Source organism: Qipengyuania sp. (genome assembly GCF_042095715.1).
Lineage (GTDB): Bacteria > Pseudomonadota > Alphaproteobacteria > Sphingomonadales > Sphingomonadaceae > Qipengyuania.
Genome location: NZ_JBELMO010000024.1, coordinates 1 through 20689, shown reverse-complemented (window position 1 = coordinate 20689; position 20689 = coordinate 1). Strand labels below are relative to the sequence as shown.

At 57.3% G+C, this 20689-nt stretch carries 15 protein-coding genes; 2 read left to right on the top strand and 13 right to left on the bottom strand.

What is annotated here, in order from left to right:
- Positions 1–2: 2 nt before the first annotated feature.
- Genes pglX through ACFDTG_RS07785 form a run of 7 tightly spaced genes read right to left on the bottom strand, consistent with a single transcriptional unit; the run spans position 3 to position 10870 of the window.
- Positions 3–3515, bottom strand: a complete 3513-nt coding sequence (pglX, locus tag ACFDTG_RS07815) for a BREX-1 system adenine-specific DNA-methyltransferase PglX (RefSeq protein WP_375290464.1) — start codon at positions 3513–3515, stop codon at positions 3–5.
- On the bottom strand, positions 3515–4018 hold the full coding sequence (locus ACFDTG_RS07810; RefSeq protein ID WP_375290463.1) for a hypothetical protein: 504 nt from the start codon (positions 4016–4018) through the stop codon (positions 3515–3517). The genes pglX and ACFDTG_RS07810 overlap by 1 nt, the downstream gene beginning before the upstream one ends.
- On the bottom strand, positions 4015–5187 hold the full coding sequence (locus ACFDTG_RS07805; protein WP_375290462.1) for an ATP/GTP-binding protein: 1173 nt from the start codon (positions 5185–5187) through the stop codon (positions 4015–4017). Before ACFDTG_RS07805 ends, ACFDTG_RS07810 begins: the two co-directional genes overlap by 4 nt.
- The gene (gene brxC, locus ACFDTG_RS07800) at positions 5187–8756 is read right to left on the bottom strand and encodes a BREX system P-loop protein BrxC (protein WP_375290461.1); all 3570 of its coding nucleotides are present in this window, start codon (positions 8754–8756) and stop codon (positions 5187–5189) included. The genes ACFDTG_RS07805 and brxC overlap by 1 nt, the downstream gene beginning before the upstream one ends.
- An 8-nt stretch (positions 8757–8764) precedes the next feature.
- Complete coding sequence (locus ACFDTG_RS07795; RefSeq protein ID WP_375290473.1) at positions 8765–9355, bottom strand: DUF1788 domain-containing protein; 591 nt, start codon at positions 9353–9355, stop codon at positions 8765–8767.
- 22 nt (positions 9356–9377) lie between these two features.
- The gene (locus ACFDTG_RS07790; RefSeq protein WP_375290460.1) at positions 9378–10001 is read right to left on the bottom strand and encodes a DUF1819 family protein; all 624 of its coding nucleotides are present in this window, start codon (positions 9999–10001) and stop codon (positions 9378–9380) included.
- A complete protein-coding gene (locus tag ACFDTG_RS07785) occupies positions 10001–10870 on the bottom strand; it encodes a WYL domain-containing protein (protein WP_375290459.1) in 870 nt (289 codons plus the stop codon). Before ACFDTG_RS07785 ends, ACFDTG_RS07790 begins: the two co-directional genes overlap by 1 nt.
- Before the next feature lie 483 nt (positions 10871–11353).
- Here ACFDTG_RS07785 and ACFDTG_RS07780 point away from each other — a divergent pair, with 483 nt between their 5' ends.
- Positions 11354–11989 carry a S24 family peptidase gene (locus ACFDTG_RS07780; protein WP_063512036.1) on the top strand — a complete coding sequence of 212 codons (636 nt, stop codon included), beginning with the start codon at positions 11354–11356 and terminating at the stop codon, positions 11987–11989.
- Between the two features lie 10 nt (positions 11990–11999).
- Here the strand turns inward: ACFDTG_RS07780 and ACFDTG_RS07775 are convergent, their stop codons facing one another.
- The 5 genes from ACFDTG_RS07775 to ACFDTG_RS07755 form a co-directional block, all read right to left on the bottom strand.
- Entirely contained in the window at positions 12000–12908 is a 909-nt protein-coding gene (locus ACFDTG_RS07775; protein WP_375290458.1) for an HNH endonuclease, read from the bottom strand.
- A gap of 72 nt (positions 12909–12980) precedes the next feature.
- Entirely contained in the window at positions 12981–15905 is a 2925-nt protein-coding gene (gene mobF / locus ACFDTG_RS07770) for a MobF family relaxase (protein WP_375290457.1), read from the bottom strand.
- A gap of 58 nt (positions 15906–15963) precedes the next feature.
- Entirely contained in the window at positions 15964–18276 is a 2313-nt protein-coding gene (locus ACFDTG_RS07765; RefSeq protein ID WP_375290456.1) for a type IV secretion system DNA-binding domain-containing protein, read from the bottom strand.
- On the bottom strand, positions 18266–18598 hold the full coding sequence (locus ACFDTG_RS07760; protein WP_375290455.1) for a hypothetical protein: 333 nt from the start codon (positions 18596–18598) through the stop codon (positions 18266–18268). The genes ACFDTG_RS07765 and ACFDTG_RS07760 overlap by 11 nt, the downstream gene beginning before the upstream one ends.
- Positions 18599–19326: 728 nt before the next feature.
- Positions 19327–19548 carry a hypothetical protein gene (locus ACFDTG_RS07755; RefSeq protein ID WP_050599527.1) on the bottom strand — a complete coding sequence of 74 codons (222 nt, stop codon included), beginning with the start codon at positions 19546–19548 and terminating at the stop codon, positions 19327–19329.
- A 346-nt stretch (positions 19549–19894) separates the two neighbouring features.
- Between ACFDTG_RS07755 and ACFDTG_RS07750 the strand changes: the two genes are divergently transcribed.
- The gene (locus tag ACFDTG_RS07750) at positions 19895–20161 is read left to right on the top strand and encodes a DUF6437 family protein (RefSeq protein WP_341713208.1); all 267 of its coding nucleotides are present in this window, start codon (positions 19895–19897) and stop codon (positions 20159–20161) included.
- Between the two features lie 66 nt (positions 20162–20227).
- On the opposite strand, the gene ACFDTG_RS07745 is transcribed toward ACFDTG_RS07750, so the two are convergent.
- Positions 20228–20626, bottom strand: a complete 399-nt coding sequence (locus ACFDTG_RS07745; RefSeq protein WP_375290454.1) for a single-stranded DNA-binding protein — start codon at positions 20624–20626, stop codon at positions 20228–20230.
- Positions 20627–20689 lie beyond the last annotated feature (63 nt).

Below are 20689 nucleotides of genomic sequence, written 5' to 3'. Positions count from 1 at the left end.
GCTCAGTCACTCGCATCCGACAAGCCCTTGATCGGTTTGAGCGCAGCGCCGAACTTCGGGTAGTTGGACTTCACCCCATCATCGAGATCGATTTCGATCTTCTGCGTCGCCAGCGGGTAGAGCACGTCGCGTTCGTAGCCATCGAGCTCCTCGATCAAATTAGTTGCCTCGCCTACCTCTTTCAGCGCCTTGGTCCGCTGGGCGGGCGTGGCTTCGGGATTGATGCTCTGCGCCTCTTGGGCCTTGCGGTGAGCCTCCACCTTGTTGCGGTATTCGCGCAGGTAATCGTTCAGCACTACGCTGACGGTGTCCGGCTGATAGCGGTGCATGTAGATCAAGGCCTGGAAGCTGCCTTTGGGGCTGGCGAACATCCAGTAGATCGGACGCTTCTTGTAGCGACGCACATGGTAGTCATAGAAATCGCGGGTGAACCACTTGCGGATGTCCTTGCCCAGCGCGCCTTCGATGAAGGCCAGGTTTTCCTGAAATTTTGCTTCGCCGAAGGTCACCCGTAGGAATTTACGGAAACGTTCGGCGATATCGTCAGCGAACCAGTCCCCGTCCAGAACCGGGATAACATTGTCGGCATCTGGTTCGAATGTGGGCTGTGGTACGCGAGCGAAATATTTAGCAAGCGTTTCGCCCTGATTGGCGAGGATCAAGCCAGGCTCGTCGAGGCTGTAGCGACCGAACATGCAGCCGACGGCATAATGCAGGAACTCGGCCATGGTTTCGGCAAGCAGTCGCGTCTCGAGCTCAGCTTCGCTTGCCGGGCCGCTGTAGCGATAGGTGGGGTTGCAATTGAGGGTGATCTCCTCAATCGGAACCTCCGGCGTCAATTCATCCTGCAGCTCATAGGCATCTATGAAGATGCGATTATTCTCCTCCTCCAGACGCTGCATTTCCTTGGCCATGTCACGCCAATGGGCGCGCAAGCAAGTGTAGCTTTCCGCCAGTGTCTCGGCCCTATGCACGGAAGCGAGAAGCGGGAATATGGCGAAATCCCAAGAATATTCGTCAGAGTCCCAGTCTTCTCGGGCGATCTCGGTAAGTGACCTAAAGGACGAGTAAATCGTCTGCTCTTTGGCACTAAGCTCGTCCAAGGCAACTGGGATAATCCGGATTTTCCCCACACTAAAGTCGAGTGTAGGCGTCAGAAATTCCAACAATTTTGTTGCCACTTTGGAATTTAGCAGACTCAGAATAAGCTCCGCCGCGCCTTCAGCCTCAGGAAAAGCACACGCTCCGTTCGCACTGAATGTAAATCCAACGCCGTTGTAGCGGGCGCCAAATGCACCCGATGAAATAGAGGTCCAGGTAATTGATTCCCTGAAATACCGATCCTTCGATGGGAGCTTGTTTCCGGACTTAGATAAAGCGATAAAATTTTCTCTATCAAATTTTACTACAAATTCGTTATTTCCGTACCATCGCCTGTAATCGCCTCCCTTGTTATATGGCGCATATCTCTTTTGAGATGATTGAAAATCTTCGGTACTCTGGCAGGAATTTCCCAAGGATTGAGAATCCACTTCAAACCATAATCTTAAGAAGCGGTCATTGTTACCGGTTTGAAAGCCCTGCCGGACTGGAGCTAGATCTTCGATCGTCGGTCGATCTGAGAATATATTCCTGATGTTGTCGGAAATCCAATAGGCGATAGGATCACCCGGGACTCTGTTGAAATCTCGCGAAGAAACCTTCGCACGCCGTTCGTTTTCAGTAGGAAACGCTAGCGGCACTCCGTCTTCATCGGTTTCAAAATGTCTGACACATATGAAGTCGCCTGCACGATCAGGACTCCTCCGACATTGCAAAACAAAGGCACTCGTTCCGAAGTTAATGCCCATGCTTGTCCCACCCTTTCCCAAGTAGGGCATGTGCAGAAATGGATGAAATGACCCTTCCCTAAGCATATTACCGCGGAGGCCCTCATAGGAGGAAAGGAACATCCAACTTTCCATGGTTACCATTGCTTCAAAGCCAGAGGGCATGAGCAATGCAAATCCGCGCTCGATGAATGCTGCGTAGAGGTCTCGCTTTCCATCGGGAAAGTGCTCTCCCAGAAATGAATTTAATTCCGCATTCATTCCCTTGCTGCTCATGTAAGGAGGGTTCGCTACCACTACATGGTATTTGGGCGAGAGGACCTCGGCCATCTCTAGCACCTTCAGCACCCGCTCCTGCAACTCGCGCAGCAGCAGATCGCCTCGAAAATCCTTGAGCCGTACAACCCGGGCCACCTCGGCAGGATCACGCAGTTTCGGCACGATGAGCGAACCGAAATTCTTGGCCTGCTCGAACTGTCCCATCATTTCGCGAAAATCGGCGGTGAACAGATCACTGCCCACCACGGCGGCCATGTCCTGCATCTCGGATGGCGTGAAACGCACATCCTGCAGCACGCAGATGTTGGGCTGAATGGCTTGCCTCAGAAACCTGCGCCGACCGAGTTTTGTCGCGGCCTTCATCGCCAGCGCAAACGCCGCCAGAGCGCCCGCACGGTCATCAATCTCGATCCCGTACAGGTTATGGGTGAGGACCAGCTCGGGAATTTCGGTCGCCTCGAACCCCTCCTCTTCATAGATCTCGTAGAGAAGATCAAAGGCATAGGTCAGCATGTGCCCCGACCCGCAGGCTGGATCACAGATCCGGATATCCTCAGGTTTGGAAATGCGCAGAAAATCGGTTTCTGGCTCTTCCGGCGCGATGTAATAGTCCATCTTCGCCGCCAGCTTCGAGGTTGGGCGGTTCAGCAACCACAACCGCCCCAACGAATTCTCCACCAGATAGCGCACGATCCAGTGCGGGGTGAACAACTGGGTTGCCGCCGGAATGTTCTCCGCCGTAATCTTCTTGTTCTTTTTCAGCCCGGCAAAGACCTCATCCTTCTTTTCCGAGATGTAAAACTGGTAAAGCCAGCCGATCACCTCAACATCCTCGCAGACATCCGGTGTCATGGCCTCGCGCACATAGGCGAGGATCGATGAATTCGACAAAAGATCCTCAGGCAGGAGCAGCTCTGTGTAATCGTCGATCCGCTCGAACAGGAACGGCATAGCCCTGTGAAGGTCGTTGCAAATGGTGACGATAAGAAGCCGATAGGCCTCGGTCTGGGCATCGGAACTCGGGGTGCGGCCATCAAGTAAGCCGCGAACCTGTTCACGGATACTCTCAGGCACATGGTCCTCGTCCATGTGCCCAGCTTTGGCCTCGGCCAAGATCTCTGGCTGAAACTGACCGGAGACAGGCGAAACAACGCGAACCTTATTCAACTCATTCATGTCCATGAAACGAAGAGCTGAGAAGCGATTAAACCAGGTGTAGGCAACACGCTCGACTACCTGATCCTGCCCGTCCTTGGCGATAGCCGCCTCAAGCTTCCTCATCGCATCGGGATGCTCGCGGCGGGCTGCCGAGTTCTCGGCAACCACAGATTCAAGCTTGGCGCTGACCTGCGCAATCAGGGCGCGGCGGGCAAACTGCGCAAATTTTTTGAGCTTCGAGGTATCCATCAGGCAGCTGCCCCTTCACTTTTGCGCCGGAGGGAATGATCCCCAAATTGCTTTTTCCACTGCGCAACGTTCAGAACGATGCAGCTGGTCGCGCAGTCGCGCTCCCAATCAGCATGAGACAGCGGAATTGATCTCTTGAGTTCGTCCTGCTTCGCCAAAAGCAGCGCGCTATCCAATTTTTTCATAGAAATGAGAGCGATGTAGACAATCGTTCGCTCGCCTTTTCCCTGGATTGACCGAAAGAAAAGCGTGTCTCGGAATTTGCCCGAGAGGCTTTGCACCAACTCTCCGGATTTCAGCTTCTTCTCAAACGCTTCAGGGTCCTTAGCCGCAGGGTCGTCTGGGTCCTTTATTTCAACGAAGATATCACGGTCTTCGTACTCAGCGATAAAATCGACCCGCTTCGCGGTGCTTGCTCCATGATACGCAGCGTCGTCAAAATGAAAGACAGACTTCGCCTCCGAGAACGTCAACTCCAGATCGAACTCCTGAACGGTCGTCATAGCTTGACGCCTTCAAGCGAGCGATCGACCTCCGCATCGTACAAATCACTGAAAGTCTGAGAAATTCCAGTCTCGGAAAGGCGGGAATAATCATCAACGGATTGAACGGATATAGATCCATCGCTCGCCGCTTTAGCTATGACGTGGTAGAGGATGTGATCATCCTTGCCCTCTTCGGAGAGCAAATCGAACCATTTGAGGAGGACATAATCATGCGTAGCCAGAATGATCTGCTGACCGTTGCGTGATAGCTCGAGGAGGACCTGAACCACCTCTTGCATGAGCGAGGGATTCAGATTCGCCTCGGGCTCATCCCACAAAAGAATACCAGTACTACCCGGGTTGATCGAGCCATTGCAGAGCAGACGGTGCAAGACACCAATTTTCCGATAGCCCTCGGCCGTCATGCCGCTCGATAGGGGACCCCCACCCTTGGATTTGAAACGGAGGACTGTGGAGTCCTGATAAATTTGTGCAGTTTTGGCGCGCGACCGATCCGGATCTGGTCGTTCCTCGTATTCTCCAGGATCAAATTGAAACCCGCCGCCATTTGTCCACCGGTAGCGTCCTCCGACGAGGGAAACCAATTCACGAACGATGTTTGAGAGCCTCGGATCTTCTTCCAGACTAGCGGCCTCATCTTCAAAACTGGGCGTTGTCAGGAGTGCCGCCAAATCGAGGTAGGTGTCGTCGAAAATCATCTCGACAGTCGCCCGATCATGATTTGCGTCCTGCATCGCGCGAACGAGTGACAGGACTTCCTTTGTCGGGATGAACACGGGGCGGGACTGCGCTTCAGAGCGAGCATCCGTCTCCAATTGGACGTCCTTGGACCTTTTGTTGAATGAAATGGCGACCTGGGTCTCATCGCTTCCCTTCAGGCACATCCTGGCTCCACCAGATGCTCCCCGGGCCCACAATTCGCTAATCTTGCTCTCGCCCGGAGAGAAAACTCGCAATAGCTTGTTCGTCAGCTTCGTGTCGGCCCCCTTTTCCGAACCCTCTACCTCCGATGGCGGCTGGCTTGCGATCGCCAACATGTAGATCGCCTTGAGCAGATGTGTTTTGCCGGTTCCGTTCGAACCAATGATCACGTTGATGCGCGGCGAGAGAGGGATATCCAGTTTCCCGAACGCCGTGAAATTCTCAATTTCAATGCCCGCGATCATCAGACCGTGATCCTCTTGCCGTTCCGAATTTCAGCGAGCAGCGTTTCGCGATAGGATTGAAGGTATGCTTCAACGTCCGCCTCACTGGCGAGATACGGGCTCGTGAAACTGACCTTGAGATTGGCGGTCGAGACGTATTCTACCGGCGAGGGAACGGGAGCCGGCTCCGGCGTAGTCCCTCCCGCTGGTTCCTCAATCACCTTACTTTCCCCAGATGGGGTAGAATCAGTGGCAGAAGGTTCGGGTGGCGCAGGCGGTGTGGCTAACCGAGCGATCTTCCCAAGCAATGCCGGATAGGTTTCCGAACGGAAATTGGCGGTACGCTCGCGGATCATAGCCACAAGTTTGGCATTGCGAACGCTGGCTTCAGTGGCCTCGCACTCGCTGAGAATCTCGGCCTTGGCTAAGGAATCCAACGACGTGAATTCTGGTACCGCCTCAATCTTGGCCTTGAGCTCGGCTAGACTCTCAAGAGCGCTGTCGCGCTCCTGCACGATAAAAGCATCGACATCAGCACGTAGCTTATCGAGGTCTGCCTTGACGTGCTGAATGGCGTTACCCTTGTAGCAGAGGGGATCAGCCAAAACCTCGCGGATCGCCTCGGCCTGAGTGCTTCCAGTGTAGGACAGGTTGGTCGCCTGCTCGGCCAGGAAATTGCGGGCCTCGTCGTAGATCTTACGCTGGGACCCGCCCATAAAGCGCCGGATAGGGTCAACCACCTGCTCTTTCGCATCGAGCAATGCGTCTTCATTCCGGGGAAGGTCTGTGAAGTACCAGCCATAGGCCTTGTTCTCCACTTCGCGCAGTTGCGCGATGACTGGCGTGATCGCGGCAACGAAAGGATAATCCTGGAGTTGCGCCTCAAACACTGCAAGTTCAGCCAACAGCTTCGTGACAGCCTCTCCGGTTTCCTTACCCAAACCCTTCGCCTCGGACGCGACAGGCTGGCTATCGAACATCTCGGCATAGAATTCCCTGAGGGACCGGACCTGATTGGCCGTGAACTCAACCTGCAGATCGAGCACGATGTTCGCCAGAGCATGCGCGTTCTTGAGCGCCTTCTCCAGCGCATCGCCTTCCAGCGGAGCACCATCTGATCGGGCTTCTAATTTGCCATGAGCGAAGAGGCTGGCGACCGTGCAGAGTATCGCAGCGTTGGGCCAGCCATAGGGCTTGACCTCGAACTTCTCGACGATCGCCTTGACCGAAGTGCGAACACCGGTGCGAACATTGCCTTGCGCAAAGTTGAGAACTTCCTGCTCGGCCTCGGTCAGGTTACTGCCTCCCGAAATCAGGGCACCCTCATTGGTCTGCCTCAGGAAGCGTCCGATATCAGTCTCGGCATAGGTCGCGCCGCGCAGCATCGGCAGATTGGTGTAGACCTTGTCGATCAGCGTCTGGAATGCGCGCCGGACCCTAGCTTGCGGATCTTCGCCGCGCAAATCCAGCTCTTCTCCGCGAACGTACAACTGCGCTTCCGCGATCAGAGTTCTCGCCCGAGTTGAAAGATCCCTGTAGCGGTTCGCGTTCTGCTGCCCCTTCTCACTAATGATCCGTTCGATTGAGGCCTGAGGGGCGGTCGCCCTAGTCTGACGGACATACTTCTCAGTCTGCTTGTACATCACCAGGTCACGGGCGAAGCGGTCGTCTGCCTTGACCAGGATCACCAGTTCGTCGCTTGACATGCTGGCCATCCGCAGCGCCTCAGCATTGCCGCTATGCTCGTGGAAGGGCGTAATTACATTGATCGAAAGCTCGTAATCCCGCCCTTGAAGACGATCGTCGAGCTTACGTGCAAACGAGTAGTCGTGGGACGCTCCGTCGTGGCGAATCTTACGGTCCTTGATCACCCCATCAAAGACCAGAGCCTCCATCTCCCGCGCGACCTCGGTGGCGTCGACATCGACGTTCTTGATCTCCTGCTCGACATCCTTTTCCTCGTCGGTCAGGAATTCGAAGAGATCGCCATTGCGCTGGATGTAGGTGTTTTGCTCTAGCAGGCCCAGCGCCGCTTCGACCCGGCGCTTAAGCTCGTTTTCATCCTCGTCGAATTTTTCGCGCATGAGGATGGCGATGTTGCGAGCTGTCGGTTTGAAGGGCTTCACATATTTGACGAGAAACAGGGCCTTCAAAATGCGTGTGGCGAACTCGTTACCGAGGTTGCGTTCGGCAATCTGGATGGATTGCTGAACACCGGATTTGAGTGCTGTTCGGATCCCCTCAAACATGAGATCAAATGTCGCAATCTGGCCGAGCTCCAATTCAGCCAGATGGATTGCAACCTCTTGGAACACGCCAAGCATCGAGCGTTCGCCGACCGAACTGTGCCTGCCTTCAAACGCATTGTGCTGCGAAAGCCCCTGTATCGCCATCTGAAACAGGGGGTACTGATATGGGATGAATGGGTAGCTGTGAATGAAGTGGTCGCGGTCTTCGAAGTTCTTCAGATGAATTGAACCGTCCGCAAAGTCGAACAACGTTCGCATGTTGTTGCTTTCGCGGCGGTACAGATCCGAGAGGCTTTCAACTCCCATCTCCGTTTTCTTGAGTAGACGCTTCTGGATCACCTCGGCCACATCCGCGCTGTTAAGCGGCATGCGATTTGCGAAACGCGCCTGGATCTTTGAGAAATCATTTTCTTGGCGCTCATTCATGTCGCCAATGACTGCATTCATGTCCTGCTGCGCAGTCACGATAATCCAGGCACGCCCACGGCACTTGGTGTTCAGACTCTCGGCGATCGTCTGGAGGTTGGTCATCAGCTTGACGTTGTCAGCAATGTACTGCCCGACCTCGTCAACGAAGAAATTGAGGCGAAAATCCTTGTCTTGGGCATCGATGTAAGCCTTCACCTTGTCGGCGAAATCCTCGATCGAAACCTTATAGTCCGAGCGATACTTGCTCAGAATTCCAGCAGCCTCTGACGCATCGGCACCGGTTGCCTTGGCATAAGCATTTGCAATGTTAGTGCCTTCCAGGAGGGCTTGCTCCCGCCCCCGTTCCCATGGTTTGCCCGCAATAGTCTCGTAAGCCTCGCGAAAAGCCCTGTAGACGTTGCGGCTTTCTAGATCGCGTTCGAATTGGGCGATGTGGGGCTGTTTGCCGTAGTAGCCGCAAGCCTCATCAAAGACTTTTTGGAAGACCGACAACAGTGCGTCGACCTGGTTCTTGGAAATGACATCGGCCTTTTGGTCGATGTTGAAGAGGATGCTCTTAGAAGGGATCGCGACGGCACGCTTGAGGTCGGCAGAAAGAATTTCGTTTTCCGCGCATTTGTCCTTGAACAGCTCGTAAGATGTCGTGCCATCGACCTTACGGTTCTCGAGCACCATCGCCAGCATTTTGAGGAGATGCGACTTACCCGAACCGAAAAAGCCGGAAATCCAGACGCCGTTGGCTGTCGTGTAATTCTTGTATGCATCAAGAAACTTTTCGATCTGTTTCTCGATCTCGTTGGTAAGAACGTACTCTTCGAGCTCAATCCGCAGACTTGCGTCGTCGTCTGCCTTGATGACACCCTCAATCGGACGATCGACGGGCTTCTCGAATATGTCGCGCAGAATGGTCATATTGCCCCTCAGACCTCGTAGTTGAAGATGTTGAAAGCACGATAATATTTGTCATCGTGCAGTATTCCGAAAAGGTCCAGCGAAGCTCCGCTTGATAAAGCATGGGTGTAGCTGCCAGGAAAAAACATCACTGTTGGTTTTTCCTTCGCCGTACTTTGAAGATTGTTCAGCACGTTGTGCGAGCGGATATAGGGGAAAACCTCGCCGACGCCGGATAGAAAGAGAACGTCAAACGATTGGCTAGCCAGCTTTTTGCCGATTTCAGGAATGAGGTGCGTCTCAGGATCCAAGACGTTTTGCAGGAGCTCCTTGAGCTCATCTTTGGTGACACCTTGTTCCGCAGCGATCAGCTCATCCCAAATCCCGCGCGCGCGCAACATTTCCACTGCTAGATCATAAAGATTGACGTCCAGAACCGTGACACCGCGATTAGAGAGCTGCCTTACGAGCTGAGCCCGAACTTGCTCCATGTCCACCGCGTCGCTGGCCGGGAATGGACAAATGAAGAAGGGAACTTCGTTCCCCAAGCCGAGCTTCCTGAGAAAGCGCTGGCTCGAAACTACTCCCAGCAAATGATCCTGACGCTCCCGAGGCGTCATGGCGTTAGTGTCTCTTGTCATTTCAGGCACCCCTTGGCCTGTCGAGCTCGGCGCCCGGAAAATATCGCAATTCATGCGGATCAGAATGTGTGACGAGGCCTGAGAAGCTTGGTGAGAGCAATACGCGGCAAATGTGATCGTCTTGGTTGAGGATCCCGGCCTCCCTCATGAGCCTAAACAGGATCTGGCGCAGTTTTTCTCGGGTGGAGGTGCTGATGGCTTCGAGCTCTGGTTCCCACTCTGCCTTGGCCGCGTAGAAAGCGTCGAAGTCATCATAGGTGATATGGGTGCGGAAACTCAGGAAACGCTCGGACAGAAGTTCGACGGCGAATTCACCGATGAACCGATATCCCCTACACAATGCTAGCCATAGAACCGAAAGCTGATCCGCATGGTCGCCATGACAAAGCAGATCGATTTCATCTGCTTTGAGGACCTCGAGGCGGTTGGCGATCTCCCGGACAGAGCGGGTTACCGAAGATTGCTTGCGGAACGGTATGACGCCTTGTTCGCCTGCCGCCTTCTTGACCGCTGTCCAGTCGCCGAGCTCCTGATAGAGGCGCGCGATGGCAATACTCTCGTTAAGGAAGAGACCGCCAGTGCCAAAGGACATACGATATTTTGTGCCGCCCATCTTTCGAACCATCACTTGGCACCTATCGCGTTCTGCGCCGGCATGTGGTCGACATTCAAAAGTACAATTTGTTGATCTTGAGGCCGCCGAGCGGAAGGGTCTGTATCTAGCCCCAGTCGTTTGAGGGCGTAGTAAAGTAGCGCTCGCTTGACGGAGATCGTCGTCCTGCCCCGGTCCATCGCATAATCGAGTTCGATCGCTTTGCGTTGGCCATCGCTCAGGTCGGGATGGGGTGCGATGATAAGATCAACGTCACAATGCCAATCCGCATCTAACGAAGCTTCCGTATCGGAAGGCCTACTGCCGCGCGCCTCTCCGATGCGGGACAAGACAAAGTCTTTGAACTTATCGCTTTTGGTACAGTGTGCTCTGGCGTGCCATCTGAACCCATCGAACGCCAGGGCATGCGGCGCGATCCAGCGCCAGGACGGATCTGGAGAGGACATTGATTGATAGAGGACCTCGAGAGCCTCTTTGCGCTTGATCGCCGTCACAACTCCTCTGAGAATCGATGCAGACACCCCGCGCGCGGGTGTTGGTGCGCAAGAAAAACCTGGCACGCTGCCGATCCAAGCCTCGTTTGGCGTAATGATCCCGTCAGCTATCGATCGGATCTGGGAAAGATACCGCGTGGCATCAGGCTTGTGGAAGATGGGCTTGAAGGAAGAACTTCGGACATAGGTCCGGGCGCTTTTGTCATAGACCATATTGGTCTCGGCCAGACCCAAATATCTGTTGAGATCGGCTGAAGCCTGATTGATCGAAACACCGAATGTCTCAATGATATCGCTTCGGTTTACGTGACCATCCCAGAACAACCGGAATTCAATGAATTCCAGCCTGCTCTCGACGCCTCGACGTAATCCTAAATCGCTGTCCATGCTAGGAATCCCCAACAGAATCTAGAATGACTAGTTTCTGTATGGGTACACCTACTGGGCGCACAAGGAAGTTGCAATGCCGGGTTTCGCGGTGACGACCTCAGATCGCTCGGCGAGCCCTATCGCAGGCTGGGCGACATCCCAAAGGTTGATCGTGATTGCCCCACAAGAATCTCTGAACCTTCGTGGCCTTGCCACAGTCAGTGCAAATTCAAGTAGTTCTCTACCTTCTCGATAGTCCTTCTACGCGGCCTGCGACCAGCTCGGAGATCAAGCACAAAGCGCGGATCGCCAACCGCGCGACGACCGAACCGTGTCGCCGACATGTGCGATTCCTTGAGATGTCGCTCAATGCGATCCAGCAATTTCATGGCCTTTCTCGACTCACTCAGCTCTTGTGTTCATGTTTTGTTCTTAGTAGGAAGGTTCCATCGAGTCTAGGAGATTTCCTTCCCTCCTGAGACCGTCAGAAGGAACGATACGATGGAACACGTCAGAGAGGAGCTCGATCGCCTGATCCAGCAGCGACGGCTCGGATATTCCTCGATCTCGCGGATGATCGGACGAAACTCTTCCTACATTCAGCAGTTCATCAAGCGCGGCTCGCCTCGCAAGCTGGACGACGATGACCGGCGCACGCTTGCCAGCTTCTTCGGGGTCGACGAGCAAGTGCTTGGCGGACCGCCCGCACCCATGCGTGACGGGTTGATCGAAATACCCGTGCTCAATGTCGATGCATCGGCGGGCTTCGGAGCGATTGCCGAAAGCGAGACCGCCCATACCCGCTTCGGTTTCGACGAACGCTGGCTTGGCCGGTTGACCCGGGCAAAGAGCGCCAGCCTTTCGATCATCCACGTCCTGGGCGACTCCATGGAGCCGACACTCAGCGATGGCGACGAAGTGCTGGTCGATGCGTCGGACCAGGGCTCGCGGTTACGCGACGGTATCTATGTCCTGCGCGCCGACGATGCGCTGGTGGTCAAACGCGTGACGCTCAAGCCCGGTGGTCGCAAGATCACCATCAGCAGCGATAATTCGGCCTATCCCAGCTGGGACGATGTCGACCGGTCCGAGATTCAGGTGGTCGGCCGTGTCATCTGGTTCGGACGCGCGGTCTGACTCTACCGGATCAGAACCCTGCAAAGCGCGCGCGATGCTTGGCGACAAAGTCCGGACGGGGGTGATCCCGCGGATCGACCGGAAGCCTGATCTTCTGTCCTGAAGGCGGGAAGAGCTTCAACAGGTCGGACGGCACCTTGTTGTGCGATACGAGCAGGCACAGGTTGTCGTCGAACGTGATGAGATGTCGGTCGAACAGCCAATGGGCCGTGGCAGAGAGCGCTACGCCGTTGGGTACAACGTCGGGTCCGCCATCGGCGACGGACCAGATATGGGCCGCCTGCGCCTCGGCCTTCCCGCCACCATTGATGATACGCAATCCCGTGACGGCGCAGGTGCTGTCGTAGGCATCGAGAACCTGATTGCGGAAACTGGCCGCCCGGATTTTCTTGTTCACCAAGATCTGCTCGATCCGGCGTTCGCCAAAATCAACGGCCAGGAGCGCGGCGGTTGCATCGTCGATGTACCGCTCGTCGAGCTCGAGCCTGATCCGGTTGTCCGGGTCGAGCGTCTCGCTCAGCCCCTGATTGACGATGGCAACGAAATCATCGTCATCGAGCGTGCGTACCGATTTGCCGCGCAGCGTCCTCCCGGCATCGCCAGGACGGGCCATGTCGCGAAGGAAGCGCTCGGCGAAGCGTCCGTCCTTGTCGCGGTAGGACACCGCGTCATCGAAGGGTAGATAATCCCTGACGCGCGCATAGTAATGGGTTGGATCAGCCTCATCGGGATCGATCCGCTCAACGAAAGCAGTCGCGATGTAGGCCATCCGGCCGCCCGATACGCGGGTTTCGCGATAGAGGATCCAGTCGTTCTCGATCTGGCGGGCCTGAGGAAGATATTGCGAGGGGAAATGATACCGCTCGGTGATGAGGTCGTCGTAGCGCGAATTGCCGCTGATCTCGAAAACACCCTTCACCGCCAACGCTCCGCACTTCTCTCGAACAGGCATCGTGCCTGGTAACGCTGAAATCGTCCAGGCTGTCGGTGATCAAATGCCGATTTCGAAAGGCTTTACCCGTTCCTTGGTGAGTTCGGGTTTGTCACTTGCAGGCGAAGCGCTGCCGACATCCTTGTCTTGCGAAAGGCCCTTGGCAGCTGCCACTTTGAGCCTTTGCGTTACTTCGAGGGCCGATGCTTTCTCGCCGCTGTTGGACTTGATGGCTCGGCCGAGTGCCTCGGCATTATCTGCAATCAGCGTAAGGCCGTCGCGAAGCCGGGTGACCGTGACCAGGAAGGTCTGCCGATTGGCGAGATTGCGTTCGCGGCTGTCCATCACCGCGATCCCGCGATCAGAGGTCAGTCCCTGCGCCATATGCGCATTGAGGGCATAGGCGAGGTCCATGCGTTTGAGCATGGGGTCGCCGCGGCTCAGGCGCAGCTCCTTGCCCGTTGATGTCTCTACCAAGACGCCCTTAGTGTCGATGGCCACGATCCTCGCCTGGTCGGCGTTGAACAGCCCGCGCTTATGGTCGTTGTCGGTCCAACGGATCTTGTCACCCTCGATGATGGACAGCGATTTGCGTTCGAAGAGCGACAGCCGGCTATCGTCTGCGCCCGGCCGCAAACGCGCAGGATTGAACTTGCGCAGACGCCCCTTCCTGTCCTCAAGCACTAGCTGCTTGCGCGCTTGGTCGATGGTTTTGACGGTGTAGTCGCCCTTGGAGAGTTTCTGGGTGCTGTCGCGCGAGCGAAAGTTGAGGACCATGCCTGGCTGGTATGTGCGAAGATAGCGCAGCTCCTCGTGTGTCACATTCATCCGCGAATGAATGGTCAGCCGGCCCGATCGTGGGCCGAGCTCGCCGTTGGCCTTGAGTCCGCGCTGGACAGCTTCGTTAACCGCAGACCGTAAGGCCCGTCCCGACGCGTAGATCGACGTCCGATCCCGATCCGCCGGGCTGAGCGAAAGCCACTTTTCGGCAGCAACAATCGCACTGTCCCCGCGAGCCTCGATGGTTGAAGGCGCAAGAGCCCGGAGCGCATCGTCGATGCGTCCTTCCTGCGCGGCGGCCTGGGCTCGCCGCAGAACGGGATCGCGGCCGCGCAAATTCACATCCATGTTGGCGCGCTCGATCCCGGCCTGTTGGACGAGGTCGAAGGGCTTGCCGGCATCGACGGAGCCTAGCTGTCGCTTGTCGCCAACGAGAACCAGGCGATGGACTTCGGCTAGGTTTGCCAGCCGTACCAGCTTGGCCTTGTCCTCGTTCGACACCATCGAGGCCTCATCGAGCACCAGGACATGGTCTCCGAGCGCGCTCCGAGCCTCACTCAGCAACGTGACATTTCCCGGCTCGTGCAGCAGCCTGCCCCATTGGGCGAGAAAGCGGGCGATGGTCATCGAACGGATGCCAGTGTCGCGCTCGAGCATCTGGACGAGCGTGTTCTGCACCGCGAGCCCCAGAACCTGCTTGCCTTCCTCGCGGAGCAGCTGGGCAACCGGCTTCATCACGCTGCTTTTGCCCGCCCCGGCTATGCCCTGGATCGCTACGATCCGGTCACGCGATGAGAGCACAAGGCCCGCCGCATCCTCCTGCCCTTCGTTGAGCGAAATTCCGTGGTTGAGCGCGGCCACAGCCTGAACCCGTTCTGCGGCGTCCGATCGATCCAGGATGGGCGACACCGCACCTCGTCCCTGGTCGACGTTCGCAAGAATTGTGCTTTCAAGGTCTAGCGCCTCGCGGCTCGCCAGCCAGCCTTTGTGTTCGCCTTTGCCGGGCTCGAGAGCACCGCTTCTGACGAGTGCGTTCACACGGGTTTCGACGTGGTCCACCGTCGTCGGAAGCCCAAAATCGAGCGCAGCCTTCAGCAATCCCTCACGCGGGAAGGCTGCCTCGCGCTGCGAGAGATGGCGTACCGCAGAGGCCACGGCCTGTGCGGCCGCGATGGTCGGCGCATCCTGCTTGAGGACATGGGCAGGGATCAATGGATCAGCCGGATCGCCCTTGATCCGCTGCGCGAACTCTCTCAGCTTCGTAATTCCACGCTGAAGAAGGCTCCCTTCTTTCGAGCTGGGAATATTCTTCGTTGCAGCCCGCATCTGCGACGCATCGATCAGACCGGCAAGGTCAATTCCCACTTCCCGGGCTTTCTGCCGCCACCCATCGAGAAGGCCTTCCCGGTCCCTAACGGGCGCCTTGCTTTTCCTTGTATCGAGCACAGCAATGTCGCGGGTTTTCGGAGTGTTCTCCCCCAGCTGGCGTACCGCGTCGAGGACTTCTTCGCGCCGCGTCGAAAAGGCCATAACTTGCTGGCGGGCAATGCCCGCTGCTTCGAAGTTGCCATGCTTTCCAACCGGCCCAGCCTCGTAGCCCATTTTCTCGACTGCCAGACGAAAGCGAGCCATGGTCATCGAGTTGAGCAGCGTGTTGAACGACCAAAGCTTGTCGTTGCGAAGCGCGCGCCACTTTCCGTCGCTGCCTTGCGTGACATTCGCCACGACCGCGTGAAAATGCAGGTTTGGCTCCTGGTTGCGGTTGGTGTCGTGCTGGAAAAGACCAATCGTCAGGTTATCTGTCGCGACCTTCCCGTAACCAGCCTGACTGCCCATCCGGGTCTGCGCCGCGTTCTTTTCTGCCCAGCGCAAGGTCTCGATGACGGCCTCGCGATAAGCATCGATAATCCGCTGGTCGCCGCCCACCAGCGCGAGCAGCGACCAGCTTTTCGGGAGTGAGAACGTGAGGTCGGTTCCAGGCCTGTGGGCCTGGCCCGCGTTGCCGACCTGGATGCCGCCGGGAAGTTCACCCCGCAGCAAGGCATCGAACTGCTCGGCGCTGACGCGGCCCTCGAGACCAAGTCGTTCCGCTCCCTTCCCGACCCAGGTTCCGGAACGATCGGCATCGGCGCCGGTGTAGTAATTGTCTGCCGCGAAATAGCTCGCAGCAGCCGAAGGGGAGCGCACATTGGCGACGGAAAGCATCCAGTCTAATCCTCGTCGGGCTCCCCTCGCGGCCGAGTAATCCCTCCCCATTTGCCTTTCACATGTCGGGCTCGAACTCGCCTAAATCCTTCTCCGGAGGATCTGCGACCGCACCTTCACGCAGGTCTTTCCCGACCGGCGTGAGAGATTGGTGCCCATTAGTCACCGCGCGAGCTTGGGGCGTCGAACCGCCCTTTCCAGCTGCGTCATCGCCGGCGGTTCCTGGTTCGGACGGACGCTGTTCCGCGCCCATTGCTGGTGCATCCTCACCGGTTTGCACTGCGGCGAGAGGTAGCGATGGCCCCGCATCCCGATGAGCATCGGAGCGGGTTTCGGCACCAAGATCACCAGCAGCGCGCCCTGCGTTCAGCTTTTCAAGCGGCACAGGCTCCTGTCGATCTTGCGGTTCATCGGCGACACGGCGCTGGCCCTCCAAGTCGAGTTTGAGCTGCTTTGTATCGACAGGCTTACCGGCACCGTCGTCATTCGAGGCGGGATGCTCGTCATTCGGTTTCGAACCCGGGTTCGCTTGGGACGTCGCTGCCGCAGGACCCTGGCCAGGCTTTATGAGCGGTTTCTCGCGGGCGATGAAACCTTCGGCAATACGGCCACGCGTGCGCGGAATGAGCGAGACCGGCGCAGCGGGAAATCCGTCGGGAAACTTGATGTAGGCCGACAGCCGCGGAAGGTTCATGAACTGGTCGGGCAGGAGCAACGGCTCGATCTGCCGCCTGGGTGTCAGGCTGACGGCATCGCGCGCATTGTTGTACCCGTAGCTATAGCCTTCTTCCATGTCGCGCACCTGCCGATGGCCGATGAAATCGGAGCACCAGGTCGCTGTCTCTCGATCGGCCGTCGCCAGGATGAGCTTGGTTCGCGCAAGCGAGGACAATGTCATGGCCATGTTCTCGCCGTAGACTTCCTTGAGCTTGGCAAACGCATGCACCCCGGTGATGATCGCACCGCCGAAGTTGCGCGCGGTTTGCAGCCCCTTTTCGAGGGCCGGTAGTCGGTGAAGGGCGCCGAGTTCGTCGATCAGGAACCACATCCGCAGGTCCTGTGTCCGCTCGAGCGTCATCAGCGTATTCATCGCCGTGTCGAGCCACAGCGTCAGCAATTGCGACGAGATGCTCATGTCGACATAGCGGGCAGAGAGGAACAGGATCGAGCCCGCCTGGCAGTCGCCTTTGACCCAGTCACGGACCGAAAAGCGCGGTCCGGATGAGGGCAAAAGCTTGAGCACTTTCGCATTCGCATTGAACACAGCGCGGATCGATTCCGCCATGCGGGCCGCTTCCGGAGCGGTCAGCGGATCGGCCATGGTACCGCGCATCAGCTTATGCACTTCGGACAGATCAGCGGTCATCAGCCGCCGTGCCAACGCCTCGTTGGTTGCAGTGCCGGTACGGGCAAGATGGAGACACATCTCAACGAACAGCATGCGCGCCGCGAGCACCCAGAACTGTTCGGAACCACCCCCGTCATGGGGTACGAGTGCTTCGGCAGCAGCATGAAATTCAGCTTCCGTCGTGCAATCATTGAACACGCTCCACAGCGGGCACCGCACATCGACAGGGTTGAGAATGATGTCGCGCGCGGGATCGTAGAAGGCTTCGATAAAGGCCCCTGTGAGGTCGAAAATGACCGCGCGCTGGCCGCGTTCACGCGCTTCGGCAACAAGTTCGGTGAGCGCCACGGTCTTGCCGGTTCCGGTTGTGCCAATGAGCATGGTGTGGCTCTGCTCGAGCCGCCACGGCCAGCTTACGCCGGCGAGATGTGCGGGTTGGTAGTGGCCCGCTTCCGCGAGCGCCGACGAGCTCGCAAGCCGCCACTTCCAGCCGAACTTGCGCCCCAGTTCTTCGGCCCTGAATACCTTGTTGTGACGCTCGATTTCTTCTTCGAGTTCGTCGAGCGAAACAAGCATTGCACCGCGCTCGTGCTTGCGCTCTTTCGACCGCCCGCCAAAGCGCTCGGCGAACCACCAGAAGAACACGAAGGCCGGGATCAGCAGTACTGCCGAAACCAGCAATCCCTGCTTCACTGCCGTACGAAATTCCTCGACCGCCTCGCGCATCGGCGGGAACTCGCGGACGATGCCAAACGGGAGGCCGACCCTTTCGCCGTCAAGCAATTCAAGGTTGACCAGTTTGGCCGGATCGAACTCCATGAAGGCATAGAGACTGGCGTAGATATGCATCCAGACCAGATAGATCTGGTGATCACTGAGAGCCGACCGCACTTCCCAATAGCAGGTGCCGACGGCAACCAGGCTGGTGACAATCAAGGGGCCCTTCAGGCCGGCTGCAAACATGAAACCAAAGTGGCCGAGCAACTGGCTCCCGCGGGTGAAGTTCAGGAGATTATGCTTCATGGGATTGGCCTCCCATGTTTGCGTTGACGGGGAGGCCAAGACGCTCGAGGCGTCGCCGGTACGCCTCGTGAGTACGGTCGCGCAAACTCGCGTCAGAATGGCTGGCCAGAAGCGCATCGAGCGCCACCGAAATGAAGATAGCCTGGCGCGTGGGATCGAGCCCTGCGGGGCGGTCCTTCGCCTCGTTATCGCGCTGCCACGCTGCGACAATGAGGTCACGGATAAAGACGCTGACACTAACGCCGTGGTCCGCGGCACACTGGCGAACCCAGTTACCAACGGAGAGAGATACGAATGTCTGAAGCCGATCTTGTCGGGTCATGAAACAGGTTCCTTGTCGGGCCGACGGAACCTGGCTCACCTTGCGGAAGGTGCTGATGAGAATAAATCGTGAACAACTCGCAGTCAATCGAAAGATTCAGGCATTATTTCACTGTGATAGAGAGATGCGAGTTGTCTACGGATCAGCGCAAAGCCGCTCAACTCGCAGACGGGTTGATTCCGCCCAAAACCACATTCTTCAGCAATACCAAAGAGATAAAACCCGAAATCGCGGGGTAGGGTGTGCTCCCTTGTTCCCAGGTGCGCGAGGTGGTCCAGACAGTAAGGGGATTTTTCAAGGACGACCTTTCCCGACCTCCATGTTGGAGCGCGAGCAACCAGGCCTGGGAGCTCACAGCATGCAGATAGAAAGCAGTTGGACGCCTCCAGCCAAAGACAGCACCTGCGAAAGAGGCAGCGGCCAAGGGCGCGTGGGAAGCAAGGCAAGCGGGGCATGTCGCCTGCCCAGCTTCCTGCCGCCCGACCCGGTGCCGGTTCGCAAGTGCGCGCGGGGCCCAAGAACAAATCAAGCCGCACCCTCAGGAGCGCATCGCAAGATGCGCGGGACAGAGTGCGTCCACAGCCCCGCTCCATTTACCGGGCGCCGCCGCCTCGCGGTGGGCGACCGCCAGGGCAACCGGCCAAACCGGTTTCTTGTGCTTGATTGGACTAGCCGGCGAACAAGAAAAAAGGCAGGAACCGTTCCCGGTTCCCGCCCTGTCGGTAGTCTCAGAATTCGTCGAGCATGCCGCCATGGACCGTGTGGACCACCCGCGCTGCGAGATGTGCTGGCAAGATGTTGTAGTCACCCTCGTCGAGGGCAAAGTACCCGAGTTCGTCATCCTCGATAACGTGCTGATCGAAGAAGCTGTGCAGCGCTCTCTTCTCGGCTGTTTCCAGAGCCTCAAAATAGCTCCGTGACGGAAGGGCGCAATGCATTGAATAAGCCATGATAATCCTCCTGATTTCTGTCGTGAGACGACAGGAGGTGCGCGCGATGTTCTTGTGCATCCCGGGTCAGGGATCGCCCGGATGGGCGACCGCGATAGCGGCGGTGGGGGTAACGATTTTGTTCGCTGCCGGATGCAATCCGGTGGCGGGCAAAATGGTGGGGCCCTGCCGTCCTTGAGGCGGGAGGCGCAGGGCCATCATGCTGGGGAGAACCGTGAGCCAGGACCCACCACCTCCGCCCAATATCAAACATCTGCTGGGTGCGAATTGCCTTTCCTACACCCCGATAACGCGGGCATGGAAACAACGAGGGAGCAGACCCGAGGGGGACAAAAGGACAAGTAACATGCCCCGAAACAGGAGCGCGATTGCAGCCCTGCAAAAGCTCGAAGCAGACCGCGAGGCGCTCGACGCCAAACAACGCGAACTTGAAGTGCAAGCGGCCAGAGAACTCGGCGAAATCATCCTAGGCAGCGGCCTCGAAAGCTTCTCGAAGAAGGGCCTGAGGAAGGTTGCCGATGAACTCGGAAAACTCGGCGAGGATGCCGCGATCGAGAAACTGACGGGGCGCGGTGCAACCCGTGCTTCGAATGCTGCGCCGGGAACCCAGTAACCACAGAAGAAGAGGCCCTGCCGTTTCCGGCAGAGCCTCTTCGTAAGGGGACGACCGGGATCGATGTCAGTCGATCTCGGGAGCGTCGGTGTTGTCGTTGTCGTCACCCGAGCAATTGCCGCGGGAGAGGAAGTCGACCTTGTCGGCGAGGATCTCGGTGCCGTAGCGCGTGACCCCGTCCTTGTCCTCCCACTGGGTGTAGTGGATGCGGCCCTGGACACTGACCAGCTGGCCCTTGGAGCAATACTGGCCGACGGTCTTGGCGAGGCCGTTGAAGCAGGTCACCCGGTGGAACTCGCTTTCCTTGGCGGTGTAGCCGTTCTCGTCCTTGTAGGTCTTGCCGTCCTTGTCGCGTGCGGGGCGATCGGTGACGACGGTGATCCCGGTGACGTTGGTTCCGCCCTGGGTCTCGCGGGTTTCCGGATCGCGGGCGATGCGGCCAGTGAGGATTGCGATATTGGTCATGAGATAAGTTCCTTCAGTTCCTCAAACCGGAGACCATCTCCGGCTTGCGAACATCTGAAAGAA